This is a genomic window from uncultured Shimia sp., assembly GCF_947493595.1.
In the GTDB taxonomy this organism is placed as follows: Bacteria; Pseudomonadota; Alphaproteobacteria; order Rhodobacterales; family Rhodobacteraceae; genus Shimia.
In genome coordinates this window covers 910,776-936,672 of the sequence record NZ_CANLRL010000001.1, presented here as the reverse complement: position 1 = coordinate 936,672, position 25,897 = coordinate 910,776, and the positions used below count along the sequence as shown (strand labels likewise).

The following is a 25,897-nucleotide window of genomic DNA, read 5'->3' as shown; positions in this document are numbered from 1 at the left end:
TGCAATAGTGCGCCAAACCCGCCCCATGCTAAAGATTTCAGACATCTCCTATTCCGTTGAAGGCCGCCCTCTGTTTGAAGAGGCTTCCGCCACCATTCCCACCGGCCACAAAGTGGGTTTGATTGGCCGAAACGGGGCTGGTAAAACCACCCTTTTCCGCCTGATCCGCGGAGAGCTGTCGCTTGAAGGGGGCAGCATCACCCTGCCCAACCGTGCCCGCATTGGTGGTGTCGCGCAGGAGGTGCCCTCAAACGAGGTCTCGCTAATCAACACGGTTTTGGCAGCCGACACAGAGCGCGCTTCATTGCTCGCAGAGGCCGAGACAGCAACCGACTCAGGTCGGATTGCTGAAATTCAAACCCGTCTAAGTGATATCGACGCCTGGAGTGCCGAAGCGCGGGCTGCCTCGATCCTTAAAGGCTTGGGCTTTGACCACGAAGATCAACAACAACCCTGCTCCGCTTATTCCGGCGGCTGGCGAATGCGCGTGGCTCTTGCTGCGGTGCTGTTCTCGCAGCCCGACTACCTGCTGCTTGACGAACCCACCAACTACCTCGATCTCGAGGGGGCGTTGTGGCTGGAGAATTATCTGGTCAAATACCCGCACACGGTGCTGATTATCTCCCACGACCGGGAATTGCTTAACCGCTCCGTTGGCGCGATCCTGCATTTGGACGAGCGTAAGCTGGCCTACTACACCGGCACCTACGATCAGTTTGCCAAACAACGCGCAGAACAACGCGCGGTGCAGGCGGCAGCGGCCAAGAAACAACAGGCGCAGCGCGAACACCTGCAAGCCTTTGTTGACCGCTTCAAGGCCAAAGCCTCCAAGGCAAAGCAGGCACAAAGCCGCGTAAAAATGCTGGAGAAAATGACGCCCATTACTGCGCCGGAAGACGCAGCACGTGTGGTCTTCACCTTCCCCACGCCAGAAGAGCTCTCTCCGCCAATCATTGCCATCGAAGGTGGCTCCACCGGCTACGACGACACGGTAGTTCTGAAAAACCTGAACCTACGCATCGATCAGGACGACCGCATCGCGCTGTTGGGCAAAAACGGTCAGGGTAAATCCACTTTGGCCAAATTGCTGTCCAGCCGTCTGGCACCGATGGGTGGCAAATTCACCACCTCTAACAAGCTGCGCATTGGCTTCTTTGCGCAGCACCAGGTGGATGAACTCTACGTGGACGAAACGCCAATCCAACATTTAATGCGCGAGCGTCCCGCTGAAGGCCAGGCCCGTCTGCGTGCCCGTCTCGCAGGCTTTGGCCTTGGCGCTGCCCAAGCTGAAACCGAAGTCGGCCGCCTGTCAGGTGGGCAAAAGGCACGTTTGTCGCTTTTGCTGGCCACTTTGGACGCGCCACACCTTCTGATCCTCGATGAACCGACCAACCACTTGGACATCGAGAGCCGCGAAGCTCTGGTTGAGGCGCTCACCGCGTATACCGGTGCGGTCATTCTAGTCAGTCACGACATGCACTTGCTGACGTTGGTTGCGGACCGTCTGTGGTTGGTAAAAGACGGCACTGTGAAGCCTTATGAAGAAGACCTGCAGGCCTACCGCAAGCTTTTGCTGACCTCCGACAAGCCTGCCGGATCCAAGTCAAAGTCCAAACCAAAACCTGCCGTCAAAAAAGCCAGCCGCGACGATGTCCTTGCTTTGCGCTCTGAGGTGAGAAAATCGGAGCAACGTGTTGCGAAGATCAACGACATGGCTGAAAAATTGGCCAAGAAGCTCGCAGACCCAACGCTCTACGAAGACGAAAAACTTGGCGAAATGGAAGTCTGGCAAAAGAAATACGCCGAAGTCCGTGATGCGCAAGACCGCGCCGAAGATCTTTGGATGAAGGCGCTGGAAAAGCTGGAAAAAGCCGAGGGCTGAGCGTAGCGTTTGGCCTACTAACGACTGGAGAGCTTACATCATGGACAGCGCCGCCTTCATCACGGCTTTTGTGACGCTATTTGTGATCATCGATCCAATTGGGCTGTTCCCAATCTTCATCTCGCTCACTCAGGGCGTGCCGGCCAACGAACGGCGCAAGATCGCAATCCGCGCCTGTGTGACCGCCTTTGTGATCTTGGCCGTGTTTGGCTTTCTGGGCGAGGCCGTTCTGGGCGGCATCGGCATCTCTATGCCAGCCTTCCGGATTGCCGGTGGTATTCTGCTGTTTGTGACCGCCTTTGATATGCTGTTTGAACGGCGCACCAAACGCCGTGAGGATCAGGCCGAGGGCGCTGAGGAAGATTATCCCGATCCCTCGATTTTCCCTCTGTCCATCCCCCTGCTCGCGGGACCCGGCGCCATCACGTCGGTGATCTTGCTGGCCGGTCAGGGCTCAGGAGTGCAAGCCACTCTGGCTGTGCTCGGCGTTGCCCTTTTGGTGTTGGCGATTGTGTTTTGTCTGTTCCTGACCTCCGGTTTCTTTGAGCGTTTGCTTGGGCGCACTGGAATTACTGTGATTACACGCCTCCTTGGGATGTTGCTGGCCGCGCTTTCCGTCCAGTTCATTTTGGATGGTCTCAAAGACTTCGGGTTCGCAGGCTGAACACATGGAACAAATCTCCTTTGGTAACCTTGCCTACCTGCTGCTCTTGCTGGTGATGGTGCTTATCTGGACCATAGGATCAGGCCGTATCAATCTGGGCCAAACCCTGCGCTACGGCGCCATCTGGGCGCTGATCTTTTTGGGAGCCATTGCGGTTGTCGGCATGTGGGAAGACATCCGTAGCACAGTAAAACCCACACAAGTGGTTTTGGCGGATGAAGGCCGCGTTGAAATCCCTCGCAGCAATGATGGCCACTACTACGCCATTTTGTCAGTCAACGGCGCTGAGGTTCTCTTTGTGGTGGATACAGGCGCAACCGACGTGGTGTTGACTCAAGCGGATGCCCACCGCGCCGGATTGGATCCGGAGAACTTGCCGTATTTTGGCCGTGCAATGACCGCCAACGGTGAAGTGCGCATTGCGCCGGTACGATTGGACGAAGTTGCGCTTGGTGGTCACGTGGATCGCAATGTGCGCGCCAGCGTGAACGAAGGTGAGATGAGCCAATCTTTGCTTGGCATGACCTATCTACAGCTGTTTGATCAGATCACAATCACTGGCAGCAAACTGATACTGACACGTTAGCATCGCGGCCTAACCGCCTTCAGATTCAGCCTTTTTCTGCCAATTTCCGGTCTCTTCTGACCAGTACTGCGCCGCACACCCCGCGTCCGTCAACGCCTTCCACTGTCCCCGTGCATGCTGCACCGCTTCTGGGTCGTGTCCGTCGAACAAGATACACACGCGTTCAACCGCGTTGACTTCCTCAGCACTGACGTCTGCGCCATCTACGGACATCACGCAGGCTGCACCATTGGGATTGTCATGGAATGTGGTGAGCAGAACCGGCTGCATCGCATCATGCGGACCACCAGCCAAGCCATGGGCCAGGAAACTCACGTCTCCCAGCATCCACAGTTTTTGATCAAGCCATTCCATGCGGCCTGGTTCACGCCCGCGCACGGCAATCTTCCACCCGGCCCCGCGCGCCTTTTCCAATAGACGCGGCAGGGTGACCTCCATGGAATTCTGGGTCAGATGGTAGAAATATGCGGCGCCCAAGGCTTAACCCTCAAACTTATCCGCAACCAAGCGGCTGAGAGCGCTGACGCCCCAACCAGTCGCCCCGGCCGGTGCCAGCGCGGTCTCGGACTTCACGCTGGCAACACCTGCGATGTCGAGGTGAATCCACGGCAATCCGTCTTGCACAAAGCGCTGCAAAAATTCCGCTGCGGTGATCGATCCCGCCGGACGGCCACCCACGTTTTTCACATCGGAAATCCGCGACTTCAGCTGCTTGGCATACCCCTTCCCCAGTGGCATCCGCCAAGCACCCTCGCCTTCCGCCTCAGCGGCTTTCAGGAACCCGTTGCACAGCGCGTCATCGTTGGAAAACACACCCGCATTCTCATGGCCCAAACCAATGATAATTGCGCCTGTCAGTGTGGCCAAATCGATCATTGCCGCTGGCTTAAAACGCTCTTGCGCATAGTGCATCACATCACACAAAACCAAACGACCTTCCGCATCGGTGTTGATCACTTCGATGGTGTCACCTTTCATCGACGTCACCACATCGCCGGGACGGGTCGCACGGCCCGACGGCATGTTTTCCACCAAACCAACAAGACCGACCACATTGGCCTTCGCTTTGCGCAGTGCCAGAGCCTTCATGGCACCGGCCACAACGCCGGCACCCCCCATGTCCATAGTCATCTCTTCCATGCCGGCGGCTGGCTTCAATGAAATCCCACCGGTGTCAAACACCACACCTTTGCCGACCAAGGCCAATGGCGCGGCATCTTTTTCGCCGCCGTTCCACTGCATCACCGCCACTTTGGACGGGCTGTCGGAGCCTTCCCCAACGGACAGCAACGCCCCCATGCCAAGCTCCTTGAGCTTATCTTCTTCCAGAACCTCAACCTCAAGACCGATATCTTTGAGCGCCACCAAGCGGTTGGCAAACTCGGTTGTGGTCAGCACATTGGCTGGTTCATTGATCAGATCGCGGGTGAAGAAAGCGCCCTCTGCCACAGCTAACAGCGGAGCTGCGGCCTCTTCAACTTCCTCTGGTTTGCTGACCATCATAGTAACCGCACGCGCGTCCTCTTTGGCGTCCGCTGTTTTGTGGTCGTCAAAGCCGTAGTCACGCATCGCAATGCCATAGGCGACATGCGCGGCTTTTGGATTGGTGCCTGCGAGCACGGTCAACGCCGCATTTCCACGCGCTTTGCCAAGGCCAGCGCCCGCCTTACGGGCGTCCTCAACAGAGCACCGACGCGGCAACACCACCACATCGACCGCTTCGGCGGCCACACCTGCAGGAAACGACAGGGTAAACACGGTCCCTAGGCTTGCATCTTCAGCCTTACTTTCCCGAACGCGTTCAACCGCTCCGCGCGTCAAGCGGTTCAAACGGCGTGCGCCTTGATCCAAATTGCCTTCCGCAGGCACAAAGACCGCAATGCGCCCTTCTACTGTGCCAATTTCATCCAGTTGGGTTTCTTCAAAAGAAATCGTCACAGGGCGCATTACAAACCTCCAAAATCGCGTTTTGAAACACCTAACGCGCGCCTTCTCGCTTGACCAGTGCACTTCGCCAGATAGCAGTTTCACCACCCCAACAATTCGCCTAAAGTGCCGCTCAACAATAAGGTTCGGGGGATTCTTAGCAGGTGAGCAGATTCGACAGATATATCCTGTCGCAGTTCCTGACTCTGTTCGGTTTTTTTGCGCTGATCCTTGTGTCTGTCTATTGGGTCAATCGCGCGGTTTCGCTGTTTGATCAGCTGATTGCCAGCGGCCAAAATGTCTCCGTCTTTCTGGAATTGTCGGTCTTAACGCTGCCCAACGTCATCCGTTTGGTGCTGCCCATCGCGGTGTTTGCAGGAACCGTCTACGTAACCAACCGCCTGTCCTCTGAAAGTGAGTTGACCGTGATGCAGGCCACCGGATTCAGTCCCTGGCGGCTGGCCCGGCCTGTGGCGATCTTTGGTGCGATCACAGCATTGATGTTGTCCGCGCTCACACATTTCCTGGTTCCGACCAGCAATTCGGAACTGAGCAAACGACAGAAAGAAATAACCGAAAACGTAACGGCTCGTCTTTTGACCGATGGCACCTTTCTGCACCCGGCAGACGGCGTCACGTTTTACATCCGCGAGATCACCCCCAATGGGGTCCTAAAAGATGTCTTTTTGGCCGACCATCGCACCAAAGGCCGTACCACCTCCTACACCGCATCAGACGCCTATTTGGTGCAAGATGAGACTGGCCCCAAACTGGTTATGGTGGACGGCCTGGCGCAATTGCATCGCCAAGACACGGACACGCTGATGACCACCAACTTCGCGGACTTCTCCTACGATATCAGCTCTCTTATTGATCCGGAGACAGCGCCTCGTGTATCCGCCAGTCATTTCCCAACCTGGGAAATCATTGGAAACATCGACGCAATTGCAGAGCAAACCGGTGAAAGTATTGGCGGCATAACCGAAGATCTTCATGACCGCTTTGCCATGCCTTTGTCTACGATCAGTTTTGCCCTGATTGGCTTTGCTATGTTGCTTGCAGGTGGGTTTAGCCGCTTTGGTGTGTGGCGACAGATCATTGCTGCCTTTGTCATTCTGGTCATCCTGGAGGCGATGAAAAATGCGATTGCTGATCCGGTGCGCTCCACCCCCGAACTTTGGCCTCTGATGTATGTTCCCAGCACCCTCGGATTTGTGATTGCGGGCATCCTGCTCTATCTCTCGGCCAACCCAATTCGGTGGCGACGGAGGGTGACGCAATGACAGTTCACATCTACTTTGCGCGCAAATTCCTCTGGATATTCCTAGGCATCTGCACTGTTTTCTTTGTGCTCACCGTGCTGGTTGATATGATGGAGCAGCTTCGCCGCTATGATGTGGATACCGTTGGCTTTGGCAGAGTCTTGAACCTGACACTGCTCCGCACACCAGAGAGCCTCTATCAACTGATGCCTCTAATTGTGATCCTCGCCACAATCGCACTGTTCATAAATCTCTCCCGCAGTTCCGAACTGGTTGTCGTGCGCGCCGCCGGGCGTTCCGGCATTGTTTCGGTGCTCTCGCCCACCACTGTCTCCCTGATCATCGGCTTGTTGTCCGTGACCACGCTGAACCCCATCGTGGCTGCCACTTCTGTCCAATATGAACTGCAAAGCGACATGTTGAAATCCGGCGGACGCAGCGCATTATCCCTGTCCGATGAAGGTATTTGGTTACGCCAAGGCGGCGACTCTGGGCATGCGGTGATCCACGCTGGTGGAACCAACACCGATGCGTCCGTTTTCCGCGACATTACAATCGTGACGTACGGCCAAGAAGACGGGCCGCAAAAGCGGATCGAAGCAGACTCCGCTCGCTTGGTCGAAGGCGGTTGGGAGCTTTCCAACGTGCGCACATGGTTGCTAAATGCCGCCCTGAGTGAAGGTTCTGATCCAATTCGCGAAGATACAGTCACCTTTCCCAGCACGCTCACGGCCGACCGTATCCGGGAACGGTTCGGCACCCCCGCTTCCATTTCAATCTGGAAACTGCCCTCTTTCATCGCCGAACTCAATGATGCAGGGTTTTCCGCGCGCCGCCATCAGGTCTGGTTGCAAATGGAACTGGCACAGCCGCTTTTCTTAATGGCCATGGTGCTTGTGGCTTCTGCCTTCACAATGCGTCATACGCGCTTTGGCAATACCGGCATCGCAGTTCTGACATCTGTACTAATTGGATTTAGCCTGCACTTCATACGCAATTTCGCACAGATCCTTGGAGAAAACGGTCAAATTCCGGTGATGCTTGCGGCCTGGGCCCCGCCAATCGCAAGTGTGCTGTTGGCTCTTGGGTTGCTGTTGCATATGGAGGACGGATGACGATCTCTCCGCGCTTCCTCTGTCCATTTCTGGCCGCAACGGCTTTTACATTGGGACACCCTCTTGAAGTCATCGCCCAATCAGCAAGGCCAGACAGCGCCACGCAACAATCCACGCAAAAGGAACCACAAAACGTGGTACTGGTCGCGAACTCTGTCAACCTGACAGCGGACGGTTTGCTGATTGCCCGCGGCAATGTCGAAGCCTTGTCTGAAGATGTGCGTTTGATTGCCAAGCAAATCACGTACAACAACAAGACCGGTGAAATTGCTCTGGTTGGTCCCATCCGCATCACTCAAGGCGAAGTCATCTCGGTGGTGGCCGATGCCGCCGAGCTGGACGCCGATTTGCGCAATGGCCTCATTCACAGCGCTCGCGTGGTGATGGCTGATCAGGTGCAACTGGCCGCCGCACGCATGACACGGGTTGAAGGCCGCTACAGTGTGCTTGACAAAACCACGGTAAGCTCCTGCCATGTCTGCGAAACCGGAGAACCACCATTGTGGCGTATCCGCGCCCGGCGTGTGGTGCACGACCAGGTGGAAAAACAGCTCTACTTTGATCACGCCAGTGTTCTGGTGCGCGACGTGCCGGTGTTCTACTTCCCGCATTTGCGCATGCCCGACCCCACGTTGGACCGCGCACAAGGCTTCCTGATCCCAGAGTTCAACCACTCCAGTCTGCTGAGTTACGGTGTGAAAGTGCCTTACTTCATACCTTGGGGCACAGATCGAGATCTTGTTCTATCGCCCTATCTGTCTTCAAAAACCCGCACCATGGAGTTCCGTTACCGGCAGGCCTTTGAACGTGGTGGCATTCAGCTCGAAGGCGCCATCACAGACGATGACATCCGCACCGACATCATCCGCGGTTATGTCTTTGCCGAAGGCCTTTTCCAGCTTGGACAAGACTACAAGCTGACATTTGACCTCAAGGCTGTGTCAGATGACACCTACCTGACAGACTACGACTATTCCGACGACGACCGCCTCAACAGCGACATCACCATCGCACGCGCCAGCCGGACAGAAAATACGCGTTTTGCCGCCTACCATTACCAAACGCTGCGCGAAGACGAAGACAACGATGAAATTCCGTTCCTCGTGCTCAAAGCAGAGACCGAAAGACGGTATCTCAATATGTGGGGCGGAGAGCTGCGCACCAACGTCGAAGCACATGGTCATCAACGGCGCTCGACCAAAGACGGAGACCCAGGGCGAGATGTCGGACGCGCCAACGCAAACGTGCAATGGCTGGGTGACTGGACCTTGGGCAACGGACTGCGCACTGGTGTGACCGGCGCGCTTGCCTTTGATGCCTATCGCTCTGAAAACGACAGTTCTGTCAGCACCTTTGACAGCGGATTGGCACCGTCTGTCGCAGCCTACCTGCGCTATCCAATGGTCAAGTCTGGTCAGGACGGCGCGACATACATTCTGGAGCCACTGGCGCAGGCCGCATGGACCGGTGGCGACACCCTCGACATTGCCAACGACGAAAGCACCCATGTGGAGTTTGACGAAGGCAACCTATTAGCCTTGTCCCGTTTCCCGTCTTATGACCGCCGCGAGCGTGGTTGGTCCACGGCCGTTGGTGTGAACTGGTCGCGTGTCAGCGCTGCGGGATGGCGGGGAAATTTGACGTTCGGGCAAATTTTTAGACAGGACGCACAGCCAGACTTCACCCAAAGTTCGGGCTTGTCTGGTACGTCTTCCGACGTACTCGTCGCCGGTCAGCTGAGCAACCAAAGTGGTCTTCTGTTCACCGGCCGCGCACTACTTGATACCAAAGGTGACCTAGATAAAGTCGGCGCGCGTCTGGGTTGGTCCAACGATCGGTTGTGGCTCGATGCGAGTTACATCTGGCTGCAAAAAGATCTCGCTGAATCCCGCGACAAAGACATTTCTGAAATGAAGTTCGACGGCAGCTACCGGATCAACCGCCATTGGACCGGCATGATGGATTGGCAATTTGACGCGGTCAGCGGAGAAACGTCAGAGGCCGGTCTGGGTTTGGAATACCGCAACGAATGTCTCCGCGTTGAGCTTTCTCTCTCGCGCCGTTTTTCGACATCCTCTACCGTACAATCAAGCACCAAGGTGGGTTTCAACGTGGCCCTGCTTGGATTTTCGGTCAATTCAAACGATAAGAGCTACGACCGCAAATGCGGCTGACCTACAGGAAGACGACGACACCATGATGCCACGCACGATGATCCGCACCGCATTTCGCGCCTTAGCCAGCACAACAGCCGCCTGTGCAATGATGGGATTTGCCGCTCTGCCCGCTTCGGCCCAAAACGCCTTTGGTCCTGCCATTGCCGTGAATGACTCTGTGGTCACTCATTTTGAGATTGAACAACGCGCCCGTCTCCTGGTTATCATGAGTGCGCCTGGAGACCCCTTGGACCTTGCGCGTGAACAGTTGATTGAGGATCGGCTCAAACTGCAAGCGGCGGGACAAGCAGGGATTGCCGCTTCGGAGGAAGGTGTAACCGCAGGCCTGGAAAACTTCGCCAAACGCGTGAACATGAAGGCAGAAGACATGCTCAAGGCCCTGGCGAATGAGGGCATCGCCGAGGAATCACTGCGCGACTTTATTATTTCCCAGATTGCCTGGGGCGGCGTGGTGCAGTCCCGATTTGGAGCAAACGCGGAGGTCAGTGAAGCAGAAATTGACCGTGCGATTGCGCAAAGCAGCGGACAAGGTGGCGTGCGGGTTTTATTGTCCGAAATCATCATCCCGGTTACCCCTCAAACCCGCGGCCAAGTGGACAGCCTCGCGGCGCAAATCTCGGAGCTTAAAAGTTTCTCTGAGTTTGAATCCGCTGCCCGCATTTATTCTGCGTCAGGAACCAAGGATCAAGGTGGCCACGTTGACTGGATGAATGTCACCAACCTTCCGGCGCCTTTGCGACCGGTTGTGACCTCCTTGCGCAAAGGCGAAGTGTCGCCACCTCTACAATTGCCAAATGCTGTGGCACTTTTTCAATTGCGCGGAATCGCTGAAACAGGCCGCCGCGCACCCCGCTACTCTGCCGTCGACTACGCAAAGTTTTACATTCCAGGCGGCCGCACTGAAGAGGCTCTTACAGAAGCGGCAAAAGTGCGTGCTTCGGTTGACAAATGTGACGACCTTTTTGGTGTTGGCTTTGGACTTCCGGCGGAGCGTCTGTTCAGAGAAACACAAAAGCCTAACGAAATACCCCGGGATGTTGCCATAGAACTGGCCAAACTGGACGACAATGAAATCTCGACCAACCTGACCACCGCTGATGGCCAAAACCTGATTGTACTCATGCTCTGTGGCCGCACAGCTGAGATCAACGATTCCGACCTCTCTCGCGAAGATGTGGCGCAGTCCCTGCGCAACCTGCGTCTTGAAAGCTACGCCAACAGCTACCTTAGCCAGTTGCGCGCACAGGCACGGATTATTGAAAAATGAGCCTTGCGCCCATTGCAATGACCTGTGGGGAACCGGCCGGTGTTGGCTTGGAAATTGCTGAAAAAGCATGGGCCGTGCTGAAAGATGAGCTGTCCTTCTTTTTGATTGCAGACCCGCGACACCTGCCCGCCACTGTGCCTCATAAACTGCTGCAATCACCGCTGGAGTCCAGCGCAGTAATGGCAAACGCGCTCCCCGTTTTACCACACCCTTTTGCCGCGGACCGTACACCAGGTGCCGCACAGCCAGACAACGCAGAAGGGGTAATCGACGTAATCGCCCACGCCGCGGATCTTGCCATGAGTGGTGAGGCCTGTGCGGTGTGTACGTTGCCGATCCACAAAAAGGCTCTTAAGGACGGCGCGGATTTTCCTTACCCGGGGCACACTGAGTACCTTGCGGATCTTGGCGGCGTAGACAACGTTGTCATGATGCTCGCTTCTGACATGTTGCGCGTCGTGCCGACCACGATCCACATTCCCCTCGCGGACGTACCTTCCACGCTCACACCAGAATTGCTGGAAGAGACCATCCGGATAACCGCCAAGGGGCTTCAGACGCAGTTTGGCATTCCAACCCCTCGTATTGCGGTGGCTGGTCTGAACCCACACGCAGGTGAAGGCGGTGCCATGGGTCAGGAAGACGCCGCCGTGATTGCACCTATCCTCGACAAACTACGCCGAGCGGGGTTTGATCTCACCGGTCCGCTACCTGCCGACACCATGTTCCACGCCGCCGCCCGCTCCCGCTATGACGTGGCTATCTGCGCCTACCACGACCAAGCCCTGATACCGATCAAAACGCTGGACTTTGACGGCGGCGTCAACGTCACCCTCGGCCTGCCGTTTATCCGCACGTCGCCCGACCACGGCACCGCTTTTGACATCGCAGGCACCGGACAGGCCAACCCGTCGAGCACAATCGCAGCTCTGCGCATGGCGCACCGCATGGTACAATCCGCTTGACCCTTCATTTGGCCGGAAATATCCCCGCCGGAGGCACCCACCCGCGGCAGAGCCGCCAGAACCAAGGCATATCCCATGAGCGCAATTGATGACCTTCCTCCGCTGCGTCAGGTGATTGAGACCCATGGTCTTTCTGCACGCAAATCTTTGGGGCAGAACTTTCTGCTGGATCTCAACCTAACTGCAAAAATTGCGCGTCGCGCAGGCGAACTGACGGATTGCGATGTCCTTGAAATTGGCCCCGGCCCCGGTGGCCTAACTCGGGGGTTGTTGGCAGAAGGGGCCCGCAAGGTCCTTGCCATTGAAAAAGATGACCGCTGCATGCCTGCGCTGGCGGAAATCGCAGCCGCCTATCCCGGCCAACTTGAGGTGATCAATGGCGACGCTTTGGAAGTGGATCCGCTAAGTCATCTCACACCGCCCATCCGCGTGGCCGCCAACCTGCCGTACAATGTCGGAACCGAACTGCTGGTGCGCTGGCTGACCCCCAAGGAATGGCCGCCGTTCTGGCAAAGCCTGACATTGATGTTTCAGCGTGAAGTTGCGGAACGTATCACGGCGCAGCCAGGCTCCAAAGCCTACGGCCGCCTCGCGCTCCTGTCGCAATGGCGGGCTAATGCCAATATCGTCATGTCCTTGCCGCCGGGTGCATTTTCACCGCCCCCCAAAGTGCATTCCGCGGTGGTGCATCTCACAGCCCTGCCAGAGCCGCGCTACCCCGCAGACGCCGCCACCCTGTCGCGGATCGTTGCTGCCGCCTTCAATCAGCGCCGCAAAATGCTTCGATCTGCACTCAAAGGGCAAGCCCCAGACATCGAGGACCGTTTGATTGCGGCGGGTATCAAACCGACAGATCGCGCTGAGGTGGTGGGTCTCGAACAGTTCTGCGCCCTCGCGCGTCTGATGGAAAAAAGCTGAGTCTCCTGAGCCTGTTTCGTGACTTCAAACCACTGCCGGGAATTCTGCAGAAGATCCTCTGTGGTCGCCTGATGTCCACAAGGCACGCTGCGCACCGCCTGCCCAACGACTTCACGAGCCTAGACCACTCCGACGTGTGCACCGCCCGTTACTGTGCCTCCTTTGGGATCATGTTTGGCCAGCATCAGTTTTTGGGCGCCGCAACTTGGTGTTTTTCGCCAAATATCAAGACTAAAATCGACAAATATATCACGAAAAATTAGTGCGATAGAACTTGAAGTTAATGTAAGTCCAGCATCTTCTCAGCGGTACAAACTGTTTCCCTCGACACCTGTGGCGTTGTATGAAATCGAAAGTGAGCATTGGTTTGTCCGGTACCACATTCCGACGGAAACCGAGATTGACAATTAGCCTCCGTCCTTTGCCTGCGCTGAAAATTGGTTGCACAGCTGGTTTGACTGGCTAACAAGTGCTCGGGCGCGTCGCTGAGATCACTTGATGGTATTGCTGAGACTGAGTTCCCCAAACGTGATCACCTGCCCTTGAAGCGTAAGCATGCCGCCCCAAACCCCGTGCGCTGCGCCAAGACCTTCCGCAAAATCTCTTCCACGTCCCAAAGCTGTGGCCACATCGGCATCCGACAAACTGGGCACCGCAACCGTCACCGACCTGTGGCCTAGATCGCTGTCTAAATTTTGGCTCTCGGCTGGCGCCCGCGTAATCGAGCCATCGTCCGGTAGATCCACCGCATTACCTACCAATGTGGCGGCCACGTCGGCTAGGGCTGCGGAACTGGCCAAAACAGTCACCGCGTCTGCAATGCCAAATGAAAGGCTGCGCCCGCGCCAGCCAGACGTTGCGATGCCTCTGATCTCGCTGGCACCATGCAGCGTGGCGCGCCCGACCCCGCCCCCCACATCAGCGGTCAATGTCTCATAAGTCCCCAGAACCAGCGCGATGTCACCGCCGTTGTTCACATAGGCCTTCTGCACTTTGGGAGTTTCAGCGATGACGCTTGCGATTTCATCTGCCACAGCCCCCGCCACTGCCGCCATTGGCGTCACAAACTCCGGCAAATGTCGCACGACGGCGTTCTGCATGGCCGCGGCAATCGCCCCCTTAAACCTCGCCTGCACCACTGCAGGCCGTCGCAATTCGGGAAGCTCTTCAACCAATTCCTCTAGGATTGACTGAAACCGAAACGCCGCTCGTTGATACGCCTGCGCCTTTCCCGAACCCCAAATTTCGACAATTAAATCAATGGGGCCATGGTGCATATGCAAACGCTTACCGTCTGGTAACCAACTGATTTGCGCACCACTTTTCATGGCTTCTTAAGGTTGGTGGGCACCACATGCGTGCTGCGGACATACGCGCCACCTTCGTTTAAAATCTGGGGAAGTTTTCGGACCTGATCCACGTGCCCGCCCAATTCCTGATACCTCTCCATAGGCACGGTGAACTCCAATGGGGCCACCACCGCCGGCGTAGGCACCATACCAAACGCCCCATCTGGCATTTTGGTCACATCCGCCATGAGCGTGATCCCACCGCCCGGCCAAACATAGGCCGGCGCGCCGCCAACCGTCACCTTGGCTTCATTCGCCTGTACTGCCTGTGTCAGCTTCACCGGGTTTTGGGTCACGCCGGACCGCAGCGACCCACCGGCGCCGCCCATGAACATAACGGTGCAAAGCGCAGGCTCACAGTTTTCCGCAATCAAAGCCACCGACGGCTCCAATGTTGCCGGCAGAGGGCGTTTCTGCGGAACCAGATCGGCATCGAGCTCATAAAATGCGGCGTGTTCCCCCGTTGTGCTCACCATCAAAAGCGACAAACCTTCCCGCGCGCCTTTTTCCGGCCGCCAGGGACCAAGGATACTCAAAGGGTCCTCAATATCGGTGCCCCCCCAACCAAGCCCTGGCTTTGCCACCTGAAAGTAACGGCCGGGCGTACTGCGTCGCCCTTTGATGCGTATGCCACTGTCTGGCCAATCAATCACTTTTCCGGCCTGATGTTCGCTCACCACACCAGTGATGTGATCATCGACGACAACAACTTCGTCGACCAAGCCCTTCCATTGGCTAGCAAACATTCCGATGGTGGCCGACCCGCATCCGACGCGCATTCGCGTCTCTTTCTGACCGTCTACAATCGGTGCTGCGCCAGCCTGCACCACAACTTCGGCTCCGCCCTCAACGTCTAAAACCACCGGCGCGCGGTTCAAGAGTTGTAACAACACGTCGCAGGTCACACGACCTTCGGATTTGCTACCACCGGTCAGGTGATCCACACCGCCCAGGCTCATCATCTGACTGCCATATTCGCTGGTCACCATCAGCCCCACGGCCTCACCCTGCGCGCGTACAACGGCGCCTTCCGCCCCCAGGTGCCGATCCGTGTCGATCTTCACCTTCACGCCGCAGTAGGAAAAAATGGCCTCGGTCACGACCGTGACAAAATCAACACCCTCAATCTCCCGGCTCACCAGGAATGGCGCGGGCTTAAAATCAGGATAGGTTGTGCCGGCCCCAACAGCGGTGACAAACAGATCATCCGTGGACAATCCGTCATGCCAATCGCGCCCTAAAAACGGACGTACTTCGGTCCCAGCCTCGATCGCCCGATCCAAGATCGTCAGAGGGTCGCAGCGGACAATCTCTCCGTTGATATTGGCATACCGGTCGCAAGCGCCAATACGCCCCTCCGCAATAAAACACATCACCGGACAAGCGTCACATCGGATTTTTTCCTCGCGTTGTCTCGGTGCACGGCTCATGTCTTTGTTGCCCTAATCGCTGCCAAAACCCGGTCGGGACGGGCTGGTAATTGTGTCAACGCAGCCCCCGTCGCATGCCGTATCGCGTTCAAAATTGCAGGCGCTGTTGGGATCAAGACATGTTCCCCCAACCCTTTGGCCCCCAACGGCCCCTCCGGATCAGGCACTTCGATCAGATGTGAGACAATCTCCGGAACATCGCCAATGGTTGGGATCAGATAATCATGCAGGTTTTCGGTTTTGCCCGGATGAAACTCCTCCATCAACGCCATGCCAATCCCCTGTGCGATCCCGCCCTCAATCTGGCCTTCCGCCAACAAGGGATTGATAACCTGCCCCACATCATGCGCTGCTGTGATCTTGAGCACCTTCACGGTCCCCAGCACTTGATCGACCTCAACCTCTACCAGCTGCGCGCCATAACCGTACACCGCATAGGGGGCACCCTGACCGTTTTCATCCAATGCTTGCGTGGGCGGATCATACGTCTCCTCTGCCCAGAGCACATAGCCAAACACATCGTCTGGCAGATCTCGCAACGAAATATCCCGCCGCGCCACCCCTTGCGTCAGCGTCAGCACCGCCCCTGACAAGGTTATGGCTGCCTCGTCCCCCATATTGCCCAATTGAAGAATTCGTGCCCGTAGCGCCTTCGCGGCCAGCACAGCCGCCTTGCCACTGACAACAGTCTGCCGGCTGGCCGAAGTCTTTCCACAATCCGGTGTTAGCGCAGTGTCCGCGTCAATCAGCGTGATTTGATGCACCGGCACGCCAAGCGCATCTGCGGCCATTTGGGGGATCACTGTATTGGCCCCCTGACCGATGTCCATCGCACCTTGATGAAGACAAATCTGTCCCTTCGCTGTGATCCCGATCCGCATTGTCGAAGGGTTTGGCAGGGCGGTATTTCCGCAACCGTACCAACAACTTGCGACTCCCACACCGCGTACCTTTCCGTTGGATTTGACGTTCTCCGCAGCCGCCTCAATCAACGCGGCGTCCCAGCGCGGCTGTAACGCGCTGAGGCAGGCACCAATGCCGACCCCCTCAAGTTTCTGACCACAAACCGTGGGCACGCCGTCTGACAGCGCGTTGAGCCGACGAAATGCCAGGCGGTCCATGCCCACCTGCTCCGCCAATTGATCCAGCAATTGTTCCTGCAAGGCCGCTGCCTGCGGCACCCCAAACCCGCGAAAAGCGCCTGCCACTGGCCCGTTGGTGTGGATCGCGCGCGCTTTGGCGACATAGTTTGGCACCACATAAGGACCGCTGGCATGCACCGGCACGCGTACAGCCACGGTTGGCCCCCAGCTGGCATAGGCACCGGTATCAAAGTCACCTTCAAACATCATCCCAACCAGGCGGCCATCCGCATCCGCGCCTATTTTGGCATGCATATCAGCAGGGTGTCGTTTGGTGCTCGCCGCCATGCTTTCGGCTCGCGTGTAGATCAGGACACTGGGCTGACCGGTCAGTAACGTAACCAGACCAAGCAATGGCTGAACCGTCAAATCCAGCTTTGCACCAAACCCACCACCAGTGGCCGCAGGCCGAATGCGCACTTTGTTTTCCGACAATCCAAGCACCCGGGCCATGCTATGCTGATCCAACACCGGCGCTTGGGTGCAAGCGCGAATGTTGAGGACTTCTCCTTCCATCCAGGCGGCGCCAGCTTCTGGTTCAATATAGGCGTGCTCCACATGGCCTGTCTGCAGAACACCTTCGGCAACATGTACCGCACTGGCAAGTGCGCCTTCCGCGTCCCCTTGCCTAACAAAACCAGCAATCAACTGATTTCCTGCGCGGTCATGGTGCACGTGCTCTGCATCAGGCTTCACTGCGCTTCGAACATCCAGCATCGGCGTCTTCACATCCCAGGTCACGGGAAATGTGCTCAATGCCAACGCTTCCACAATGTCTTTGGGTCCTGCTACCAGAGCCACGGCCTCGCCCGCCATACGCACGGTTTCAGCGGCAAGCACGGGTTGATCTGCAAATCTCTCAATAACACCGAAACAATTCACGCCTGGGATGTGCTTGGCTGTAAAGACCTGCACACCATTTTCCGCAGCCCAGCCCTCTACCTCACCAAACTCAAACCGCGCAGCTGGGTACGGGCTACGCACCACACGCACACACAGAGCATCTTCGGGTACAACATCTGCCCCAAAAAGCTCGTGCCCCATAACCTTGGCCGCGCCATCCAGTCGTTCTACACGAGCGCCCACGGACGCGCCTGCCTCAGGCTCCGGGCCTGCGCCGCTTCCAGCAGCATCCAAAACCGCATCGATGATTTTGGTGTATCCCGTGCAGCGGCACAAAACGCCAGCCAGTGCCGCTTCAACAGTGTCCCGATCAGGGCTGCATTCCCGCCGCAGCAAAGCTTCCGCAGCCATGATCATGCCCGGTGAGCAAATCCCGCACTGCGCCGCACCATGACGCATAAAGGCCCGCTGCAAAGGGTTAGGCCCGGCAGCGCCCAACCCTTCAATGGTTTCAACCTGACGGTCTGCCACCTGTGCGACCGGCGTTAGGCATGCGCAAACAGCTTCGCCGTCCAGCAACACAGTACACGCCCCACAGTCGCCTGCGTCACAGCACACCTTAGTGCCGCGTAAGTGGAGATCCTCTCGTAAGACGCGGGACAACCGCCGCCCATGTGGAACGTCTAAGGTCTGCGAAACACCATTGAGGTCAAAGGAAATCATCGATACGCCTCCAACACATCAACGATCCCACGCTGAACAAGCTCCAAAGCCGCAACACTGCGGTAGCCTGCTTCGCCCCGTACATCCGAGATGGGTGACAGGGCATCTTCCAAATGCGCCACACTGACCAATTGGTCAGCCTGATCGACACGAGTTCCAACCAAAGCGCGTTCCAATTTGGATGCACGTATTGCGACCGGCCCACAGGCACCAATGGCCACCGCCACGTCCCGAATGATCTCGTCTTGCACGTCAAGGCGCACCGCAACCATGGCAATGGAAATCACTAAATGTTTGCGTGCGCCCAACTTTAGGAATCGGCTGCAGCCCAACACACTCGCGTCAGGCACCAAAACCGCGCTTAGCAGTTCATTGTCGCGCCTCACTGTGGCTCTCGGCCCAGACACAAAGTCAGCCAGGTCGATAATCCGGATCCCCTGCTCCGATGCCAATTCGACCTGAGCGTTGAGCGCCAACAACGGGGGCATCCCGTCTGCCGCTGGCGACGCATTGCAGAGGTTACCAGCCACCGTGCCCGCGTTTTGAACTTGCAGACCGCCTATCTCACGCGCGGCTTGTTGGAGCATGCAAAACGCCGGGGGCAGCTTGGTACAAACAACATCGCGCCAGGTTGTCGTGGCGCCGATGCGCCACCCTAGGCCAGTTTTCGTGATCCCGCGCAGCTCATCAATTGCCGTAACGTCCAATACGTCGCCCGGCAATTCCTGCGCGCCGGTGCTAGCAAAAACATCCGTACACCCAGCCACTGGCTGCGCGCCGGTTGTCGCCAATACAGCGAGCGCATCTTTCAACTTGCCGGGGCGATGATAAATCCCCATGGTGACCTCTCAAATCGTCAGGGCGCGCACAAAAACTTGTGTGTATACCAATGGATTTTGCGGCAGCTTTTACACGTCTGTCAACAAATCGCACATTGGCGCCCGCAACAAGGCTTCCTGAGATGACCTCTGAAACCCCAAAACTCACCCCATCAGCGGCCGCAGATGCTTATGCGTTGGACGACCAGGTTGGTTTCTTGATGCGCCGCGCCAACCAACGACATTTGTCCATTTTCGCGGATGCCATCTCTGATTTAACCCCCACCCAATTTGCCGCGCTTGCCAAACTCTGCGAACTTGGCGCAGTGTCGCAAAACGCCTTGGGCCGCGCCACCGCCATGGACGGCGCCACGATCAAAGGTGTGGTCGACCGCCTGCGCGCCAAAGACCTCGTGGCCAGTTCCCCGGATCCGACAGACCAACGCCGCATCTTACTCAAACCAACCGCGCAAGGATGGGATCTTTTCGAAGCTGTTGCGCCCGCAGCCCATCAAATCACCCGAGACACGCTTGCGCCCTTGAACGAAGCAGAACAAACGATCTTCCTTTTGCTGTTGCAAAAACTCACCTGATCACTCGGATTCAACGAGATTTTTGCACCTCCACAATACAGTCGGGATACAGACGCAATACCGACGTGATTTTCACGGCTTCAAACCCCAAGATGTGAGGCCAGTTTTTGCGGGTAAGTTGCCATCTCAGATCGCGTCAATGTGCCCCTGATCTGACCATTTTCCAGAAGCGCCACGTGATCTGCCAGTTCAACAATCGCGTCCAACCGCTGCTCCACCAACACAACCGCAATGCCTTGGTCTCGCATTCGGATAGTCGCGTCCCGAATAGCCGTGATCATAGATGGTTGTAGACCTTCCGTTGGCTCGTCAAGCAACAGCACCTTAGGGCGGAGGCACATCGCACGACCCATCGCCAACATTTGCTGCTCACCTCCACTTAAGGTGTTGGCACGCTGCCGAAATCTCTCCGCAAGCCTGGGGAAAATCGAAAGGACTTCCTCCACGACAAGCCGGTCCTTACCGTTTGTCAATCGACCGACATCGAGGTTTTCTGCAACCGTCAATCCGCCAAACAAACGTCTCCCTTGCGGCACATAACCAATGCCGTGGCGTGGCACAAAGTGGGCTGGCAATGATGACAAAACAGTCCCTTCCAACGTGACGTTTCCGGCCATCAACGGCAACAATCCCATGATCGCCTTTACCGTGGTTGTTTTGCCAGCGCCATTGCGTCCGACCAAGCATAAGATTTCCCCTGCCTGCGCTTCAAAGGAAACCTCTCTCAACACCTGCGCTCGCCCATAGCCCGCGGACACTCCTTCAAGCCGCAGCATCGCCGCCTCCAAGATAAGCCACCTGCACTGTTTCGCTTGCCTTGACCTCTTTCGGTGTTCCCTCAAAAATCACCCTACCGGAATCCAAAACCGTCACAAAATCAGCCACTTGCATGACGACGTCCATATTATGTTCAATCAAAAACACGGTGGTGCCTCCACGCAATTTGGCGATCAGATTCAAAAAATCTGCCACCTCGCCGCCTGCCAAACCCTGCGTCGGTTCGTCCAAGATCAGCAATTTTGGTGCCTGCGCGAGGCCCATTGCAATCTCCAACAAGCGTTGGTGACCATAACTCAGATCTCCGGCACTCTCTGCCTGTCGCGAACCCAATCCAACTTCATCCAATGCGCTGCGAACTGCCTGTTCGACCGCCTTAGCAGCCGTCAGTTTCCGCCGTGCGGCGAGAGCTACGTTTTCCCACACACTCAGGTTTGGAAATATGGATGTGATTTGAAAGGTATAGCCGACACCGGCCGCAATGCGTTTATGTGAGGGCCAGCTGGTGACCTCGCGCCCGTCAAAGGTGATACTGCCCGACGACGGAGTGACACGGCCTGACAACATCCCGACCAACGTGGTTTTGCCGGCGCCATTTGGCCCAATCAAGGCGCGAACTTGTCCGTGCGGAACATCGAGGCATACATTGTCAACTGCACTCAAGCCATTGAAGTTTTTGGTCAGGCCTCGGGCGGATAAGATATTCATGGAAGCCACCGTATAGCCCGACGACGCAACTCGCCCATTAACCCCTGCGGCGCAAACAGCGTTAAAAAAACCAAAACCACACCGGCAATTAGCATGTACGCAGTGGTGATACCGGAACTGAGGTCAATTAGGTAAAACATAAACAGCGTTCCCACCAAAGGCCCAAGCACGGTCCCCGCGCCGCCTAACAAGACCCAAAGTAGCGGCAAAATTGAATATTGGACCGAAGCAAACGAGGCGCCGACATAACCAAACAACACGCCATACGCAGCACCGGACAGCGCGGCCAGAGACGCTGATAATCCAATCGCTGCCAGCTTAAAACGATCCACGTTATACCCAAGCATCCGGGCGCGTTCTTCGTTTTCGCGAATGGCAATGAGTACTTTGCCAAAGCGTGATTTGACCACTGTCAGGCACATTAATAAGGCTGCGCTAAACACTATAAATGCAGCAAAATATCGAACTGATGGGTCGGACAGGTCCCATCCACTAATGTTTCGATCTGCCAGCGCAATAACAAATCCCTCGTCCCCTCTGGTGTATTGTCCAAAATACAGAATTGTAAGGTATCCGGCTTGCGCGAACATCAGTGTGACGATCATAAACGCAACACCTTCAGTGCGTAGCGCCAAAGCGCCGATCACGATACCGACAAGGGTGCCAAAGAGAACACCAACCGCCAAGGCGACGCCAGCGCTCACGCCAAACTGTGATATTGCCAGCCCTGTGCCGTACAGTCCTGCAGCGAAGAACAACGCGTGACCAAGGCTTAACAACCCGGTGTAGCCAAACAACAAATTGTAACCCATCGCATAGCTGGCCAGCACCATGACCCGTGCAAGATTGCCGTGATGATAGGCAGGCAACACATACTGCAAGGCAAGCAATCCAAGCAGCACTCCGCCGTGCAAAAGCAGAGATTTCCGCATGTCTGCAGTCATGTGTCACGCGCTCCAAACAGACCCTGAGGCCGGAACACCAAAACAAGCGCCACCAGAAGTGTTGCTAGAATTTTTGCAAGTGTTGGAGAAAAGAAAACCGAAATAACTCCGTCAGATAGACCGATAAGCAATGCCGCCAAGATCGTGCCAGGAAAACTTCCCAATCCGCCGATGATGACCACAATGAAACTCAGCAAAAGCGGATCATGCCCCATGAGATAATGCGCTTGCTGGATTGGCACGATCAAAACCGCTGCCAGCGCTGCCATGGCTGCCCCCAGGCCAAATACCAAAGCGTAAACCCGTTCCACTGGGATACCGAAGGCCAAAGCCATATCGCGATCCTGTTCGGTGGCCCGCATCAATAGCCCCAGTTTGGACCGTGTCATCAAAACCCAAAGACCAACCAACACCAAAGCAGCCGCGCCGATCACCGCAAGTTTGTAGCTAGTGATGGACAACCCCCAGGGCCAATACAGACTGATCTCCCCATCAACAAACTCAATCCATGGCAGGGCCAAACGCGTGTTAAACGGCGGCACCACAGGTCGCGCATCCGGGCCGTAGGTCATCAATGTAACCTGCTGAAAAATATACAAAATACCGATTGTCGCAACGATGGTACGTTCTGGATCATAGTTGATCCGTTTCAGGACGGTCATGTCCGTCACGACGGCCAAGAACCCCACCAAAACAGGCACAACAATCAGCGCAACAGCAAAACCAAAAGCCGCTGAACCACCCAACATATTAGTCACCCACCAGGCCAAAACTGCACCTAGCATAAAAAACTCGCCATGCGCGACATTCACCACCCGCATGACACCAAACACCAGCGCCAAGCCAGAAGCAGTCAATGCCAAGACCGCCGCCGTGACCGCGCCCTCCAAGGTCGCGAGCATCAAATAAGGTCCGAAATCCATCTACACCCTCGCCTCAAAAATGGACGCGGCTTGAGAACCGCGCCCAAGTTCACTCTCAAAGCGCCTGCGTGGTATAATCCGCCTCGTCAGGATAGAACGTGTCTTCAATCGACGTGGTGTGCACCAAGAGCAGTTTTCCATCCACCACCTTGGTGATGTACTGATGGCCAAACACCTGGTGGGTTTTGCCGTTGAAGATTTTCGCCCCCTGCGGATGCGCATTGGAATGCGGCATGTCGGTCATCGCTTCCACCGCCTCTATCAATGCAGCACGGTCCTGCGGCCCGCGATATCCGGCGCTCTCCATCCCGGCTTTCACAACGTGCAAAGTCTCCCAGCATCCAAACATGTGCGCATAGGTCGACACGTCTTTTGGATCACTCACCGAGGCACCGTTGGCATCCACCCCAACCCGTTCCCGGAAAAACGCGTCATACTCCGACTGATCTTCTTGCGCATAGCGCGGATTGCCCTCCCAGAAGTAGGTCCCATCAAGGAACTCAAGTCCCGGGCTGCCAATGTCCACCGCTTCCAAGCTGTCGATGAAGCCAAACATCTCAGGACGTTGCGGTCCAAAGAACTCGCCCAGTTCCTTCACAAAGGTCAGCACAGCGGGTCCGACCATGACGTGGTAAATCACCTCTGTGTCGCGCGGGATTTTTGGGAAATACTTTGTGAAGGACGTTTCAGTTGGCGGGATCGCAATGTGCTCCAGAACCTCACCGCCTTGCGCCTCAATCGCTGCAGTGAAGTAATCTCGGTGGTCATGCCCAAACGCAAAATCCGGGAAGATCATCGTGACTTTTTTACCTAGATTGTCCGCGACAAACGGCGCCATTGCCTGTACCTGGCTCTTCACGTCCGTAATGCCCGGCTGCAACGTGTAGCGATTCAGCATCCCGCTCGCCACGTGGTGGCCTTCGGACACCACAAAATACGGCAGCTTTAATTCTCCAGCACGCGGCGCGGAGCCGATCACAACATGAGAGAACAGAGTGCCAAACCCAATGTCACAATTGTGCTGCGTGGCAAATTTTTCCACCACTTCAGCCCCACGTTTGGGGTCAGTTCCATCGTCTTCGGCCACAATCTTCAGCGGACGTCCATTGATGCCGCCTTGCTCGTTGATCAGAGCCGCCGCTGCGGAAGTTGTGCGATCATACCACCGCCCATAGGCCGCGCCGATGCCGGTCCGGTGCACTTGAAAACCCACTTTGATTGGCTCGGACGTTTGTGCGCCTGCATATCGCGCCCAAAGAGGCATGGCAGCTGCGGCCCCACCGCCAAGCGCCAAAGTCTTGAGCGCATCACGGCGTGTCGGCTGCGTGCCTGTTACTGGTACGGCCTTGGATTTGGTCATCACTTTACCCCCTGTGTTCACATGGTCTGTGACCGAAAATTCCGTTACTCTTCACAGCTGTTAGAGTGCGAATGAATGACGGTTCTGTCTAGAGGGCGCGTGTTGTGTCAGAAGCCGCGCGGTGATGCAAGCAGCCATAGGCCAAAAAAGGTGTAGCAAATCATAAAGATAGCGAGAGGCACCTGAGACAGTAACGCTGTGCGCGCGGATCCGAAGTGCCGGACAGCCACCGCGTGCGCAAGCAAAACCGCCACAATATGACCAATCACAACCCCGCCTGCCTGGCACAACCAAAGCACGCGAACGCTGTCCTGCGTGTTAAAGAATCCGGTCGTCACATAGATCTGACCCAAGCCAAGAAAATCCTGCCCGCGTGACCAAGGATCGGTCAATGCGATCCGTACGTATTGCGCCTCAACCAAAAAGCTCGTGAAGTAGTGGGCAAAATGATACCCGAGCGCGATTGGCAAAACCGTGGGCGCAAACAGGCAAAACGCAGTTGCAAGGCTTACGTGTGTGACCCGCCCGAGCCTCAGCCCCAACCAAAGTGTCGCTGCAAAGATCGCAACCAGCAGCACGTTACTTGCCATCAACCCGACCAGTGTCTGCCAGATAACGGCTGAGCGACCGGGAAACTCCAGCGGGTTCAAGCCAAGCTGTGCCAACCACCAAAAGGTTTCGTTCACGCCATCAAAACTACCGCTGCCCAGTACCAAAAGGCACAACAGCGCCAACCCCGGCGACACTACGCGGCGTCGGACAGTTTGCCAGCCCCAAAAGCCAAAAGCGCGGCCCTGCGCAGATCGGCCAAACGGCGCCAAACGCGCATAAAGCTGCATCACCATCCCTATGCCCTCGGCCCTCAAGGCCCAACGATGGCCAAAGAGCAGATTGCCAATCAGATGCAACAGCCAATACGCGGCCACAGCCCGAGCCAAACGCGCAGGATCAGAAGGCGCAATGTCCGCAAGCAAAAAGGCGACAAACCCTAAAAAGGACACCACGCCAAGGCTGTGACCAATTTTCGGAGATAACCGAAACTGTGACTGACGCCCCATCAGGGACTGCAAAACCCAAACCGGCCCAGTCCACGGATTTATCCAACGCCAAAGGTCCACGACAAAACCCTGCACAAATACAAGCCCAACCCACCAAACGGTCCAGATTGTCAGGGGCAATGGATTGGCCAATGGATCTCGGGACCCGTTTAACCCTACATAAACCAGCCACATCAGGACCGCAGCGGACACAAGGCTTGTCGCCCTGGGCAGCCCGTTCGGTCGACTGCGCCAAAGCCTTAGGGGGGTGAAAATCCGCACCGCGGCGCTGCTTGGCAAAAACGCCATAAAAGCTACCGTCAATGCCACCGCAAAAACACCCGAGGCGATGTAGAAATCTGTCGGCAAGAGCAGCACGAAACCGCCCTCAGAGGTATGGGCCTGAGCGGGGTCGGAAACCATTATAACACCAGCAAACGTGGGTCCAAAAGCAAGGCACCGGCGCTTGAAAGTGGTTGCTGAGTGGG

The 25,897-nt window shown here is 56.5% G+C and carries 22 protein-coding genes; 10 read left to right on the top strand and 12 right to left on the bottom strand.

Translation table 11 applies throughout. From position 1 onward, the window contains the following. Positions 1–25 precede the first annotated feature (25 nt). The 3 genes from Q0955_RS04625 to Q0955_RS04615 are packed head-to-tail and all read left to right on the top strand — an operon-like array spanning position 26 to position 3,132. Positions 26–1,882 carry an ABC-F family ATP-binding cassette domain-containing protein gene (locus Q0955_RS04625; protein WP_299420501.1) on the top strand — a complete coding sequence of 619 codons (1,857 nt, stop codon included), beginning with the start codon at positions 26–28 and terminating at the stop codon, positions 1,880–1,882. A 40-nt stretch (positions 1,883–1,922) separates the two neighbouring features. Beyond that, the gene (locus Q0955_RS04620; protein ID WP_299420498.1) at positions 1,923–2,546 is read left to right on the top strand and encodes a MarC family protein; all 624 of its coding nucleotides are present in this window, start codon (positions 1,923–1,925) and stop codon (positions 2,544–2,546) included. A gap of 4 nt (positions 2,547–2,550) precedes the next feature. Then, positions 2,551–3,132, top strand: coding sequence for a TIGR02281 family clan AA aspartic protease (locus Q0955_RS04615; protein WP_299420495.1), 582 nt, complete (start codon positions 2,551–2,553; stop codon positions 3,130–3,132). 9 nt (positions 3,133–3,141) lie between these two features. Here the strand turns inward: Q0955_RS04615 and Q0955_RS04610 are convergent, their stop codons facing one another. Together Q0955_RS04610 and Q0955_RS04605 are read right to left on the bottom strand one after the other, a co-directional pair. Next, positions 3,142–3,609 (bottom strand): DNA polymerase III subunit chi, encoded by a 468-nt coding sequence (locus tag Q0955_RS04610; RefSeq protein ID WP_299420492.1) that lies wholly within the window; start codon positions 3,607–3,609, stop codon positions 3,142–3,144. A gap of 3 nt (positions 3,610–3,612) precedes the next feature. Further along, positions 3,613–5,079 (bottom strand): leucyl aminopeptidase, encoded by a 1,467-nt coding sequence (locus Q0955_RS04605; RefSeq protein WP_299420490.1) that lies wholly within the window; start codon positions 5,077–5,079, stop codon positions 3,613–3,615. 143 nt (positions 5,080–5,222) lie between these two features. Here Q0955_RS04605 and lptF point away from each other — a divergent pair, with 143 nt between their 5' ends. From lptF to rsmA, 6 genes are all read left to right on the top strand, one after another. Then, positions 5,223–6,341, top strand: a complete 1,119-nt coding sequence (gene lptF / locus Q0955_RS04600; RefSeq protein ID WP_299420487.1) for an LPS export ABC transporter permease LptF — start codon at positions 5,223–5,225, stop codon at positions 6,339–6,341. Next, positions 6,338–7,435 carry an LPS export ABC transporter permease LptG gene (gene lptG / locus Q0955_RS04595; RefSeq protein ID WP_299420484.1) on the top strand — a complete coding sequence of 366 codons (1,098 nt, stop codon included), beginning with the start codon at positions 6,338–6,340 and terminating at the stop codon, positions 7,433–7,435. The genes lptF and lptG overlap by 4 nt, the downstream gene beginning before the upstream one ends. Next, on the top strand, positions 7,432–9,609 hold the full coding sequence (lptD, locus tag Q0955_RS04590; protein ID WP_299420481.1) for an LPS assembly protein LptD: 2,178 nt from the start codon (positions 7,432–7,434) through the stop codon (positions 9,607–9,609). The genes lptG and lptD overlap by 4 nt, the downstream gene beginning before the upstream one ends. 22 nt (positions 9,610–9,631) lie before the next feature. Further along, complete coding sequence (locus Q0955_RS04585; protein WP_299420479.1) at positions 9,632–10,879, top strand: peptidylprolyl isomerase; 1,248 nt, start codon at positions 9,632–9,634, stop codon at positions 10,877–10,879. Next, positions 10,876–11,844 carry a 4-hydroxythreonine-4-phosphate dehydrogenase PdxA gene (pdxA, locus tag Q0955_RS04580; RefSeq protein WP_299420476.1) on the top strand — a complete coding sequence of 323 codons (969 nt, stop codon included), beginning with the start codon at positions 10,876–10,878 and terminating at the stop codon, positions 11,842–11,844. Before Q0955_RS04585 ends, pdxA begins: the two co-directional genes overlap by 4 nt. 75 nt (positions 11,845–11,919) lie before the next feature. After that, positions 11,920–12,762 carry a 16S rRNA (adenine(1518)-N(6)/adenine(1519)-N(6))-dimethyltransferase RsmA gene (gene rsmA / locus Q0955_RS04575; protein ID WP_299420473.1) on the top strand — a complete coding sequence of 281 codons (843 nt, stop codon included), beginning with the start codon at positions 11,920–11,922 and terminating at the stop codon, positions 12,760–12,762. Positions 12,763–13,253: 491 nt separating this feature from the next. Here the strand turns inward: rsmA and Q0955_RS04570 are convergent, their stop codons facing one another. The 4 genes from Q0955_RS04570 to Q0955_RS04555 are packed head-to-tail and all read right to left on the bottom strand — an operon-like array spanning position 13,254 to position 19,088. Beyond that, the gene (locus Q0955_RS04570) at positions 13,254–14,090 is read right to left on the bottom strand and encodes a UPF0280 family protein (protein ID WP_299420470.1); all 837 of its coding nucleotides are present in this window, start codon (positions 14,088–14,090) and stop codon (positions 13,254–13,256) included. Continuing rightward, on the bottom strand, positions 14,087–15,541 hold the full coding sequence (locus tag Q0955_RS04565) for a 6-hydroxynicotinate reductase (RefSeq protein WP_299420468.1): 1,455 nt from the start codon (positions 15,539–15,541) through the stop codon (positions 14,087–14,089). The genes Q0955_RS04570 and Q0955_RS04565 overlap by 4 nt, the downstream gene beginning before the upstream one ends. Beyond that, complete coding sequence (locus Q0955_RS04560) at positions 15,538–18,249, bottom strand: molybdopterin cofactor-binding domain-containing protein (protein ID WP_299420465.1); 2,712 nt, start codon at positions 18,247–18,249, stop codon at positions 15,538–15,540. Before Q0955_RS04560 ends, Q0955_RS04565 begins: the two co-directional genes overlap by 4 nt. Beyond that, positions 18,246–19,088: an FAD binding domain-containing protein gene (locus Q0955_RS04555; protein ID WP_299420462.1), complete on the bottom strand. Its 843-nt coding sequence runs from the start codon at positions 19,086–19,088 to the stop codon at positions 18,246–18,248. Before Q0955_RS04555 ends, Q0955_RS04560 begins: the two co-directional genes overlap by 4 nt. A 122-nt stretch (positions 19,089–19,210) precedes the next feature. On the opposite strand from Q0955_RS04555, the gene Q0955_RS04550 reads away from it, so the two are divergent. Continuing rightward, positions 19,211–19,660 carry a MarR family transcriptional regulator gene (locus Q0955_RS04550; protein WP_299420459.1) on the top strand — a complete coding sequence of 150 codons (450 nt, stop codon included), beginning with the start codon at positions 19,211–19,213 and terminating at the stop codon, positions 19,658–19,660. A gap of 80 nt (positions 19,661–19,740) precedes the next feature. Here the strand turns inward: Q0955_RS04550 and Q0955_RS04545 are convergent, their stop codons facing one another. From Q0955_RS04545 to Q0955_RS04520, 6 genes are all read right to left on the bottom strand, one after another. After that, the gene (locus tag Q0955_RS04545; RefSeq protein ID WP_299420457.1) at positions 19,741–20,436 is read right to left on the bottom strand and encodes an ABC transporter ATP-binding protein; all 696 of its coding nucleotides are present in this window, start codon (positions 20,434–20,436) and stop codon (positions 19,741–19,743) included. After that, on the bottom strand, positions 20,423–21,145 hold the full coding sequence (locus tag Q0955_RS04540) for an ABC transporter ATP-binding protein (RefSeq protein WP_299420455.1): 723 nt from the start codon (positions 21,143–21,145) through the stop codon (positions 20,423–20,425). The genes Q0955_RS04545 and Q0955_RS04540 overlap by 14 nt, the downstream gene beginning before the upstream one ends. Then, positions 21,142–22,089: a branched-chain amino acid ABC transporter permease gene (locus Q0955_RS04535; RefSeq protein ID WP_299420454.1), complete on the bottom strand. Its 948-nt coding sequence runs from the start codon at positions 22,087–22,089 to the stop codon at positions 21,142–21,144. Before Q0955_RS04535 ends, Q0955_RS04540 begins: the two co-directional genes overlap by 4 nt. Beyond that, on the bottom strand, positions 22,086–23,012 hold the full coding sequence (locus Q0955_RS04530; protein ID WP_299420452.1) for a branched-chain amino acid ABC transporter permease: 927 nt from the start codon (positions 23,010–23,012) through the stop codon (positions 22,086–22,088). The genes Q0955_RS04535 and Q0955_RS04530 overlap by 4 nt, the downstream gene beginning before the upstream one ends. 55 nt (positions 23,013–23,067) lie before the next feature. Next, positions 23,068–24,372: an ABC transporter substrate-binding protein gene (locus tag Q0955_RS04525; RefSeq protein ID WP_299420449.1), complete on the bottom strand. Its 1,305-nt coding sequence runs from the start codon at positions 24,370–24,372 to the stop codon at positions 23,068–23,070. Positions 24,373–24,479: 107 nt separating this feature from the next. Next, the gene (locus Q0955_RS04520) at positions 24,480–25,832 is read right to left on the bottom strand and encodes a hypothetical protein (protein WP_299420447.1); all 1,353 of its coding nucleotides are present in this window, start codon (positions 25,830–25,832) and stop codon (positions 24,480–24,482) included. Positions 25,833–25,897: the final 65 nt, after the last annotated feature.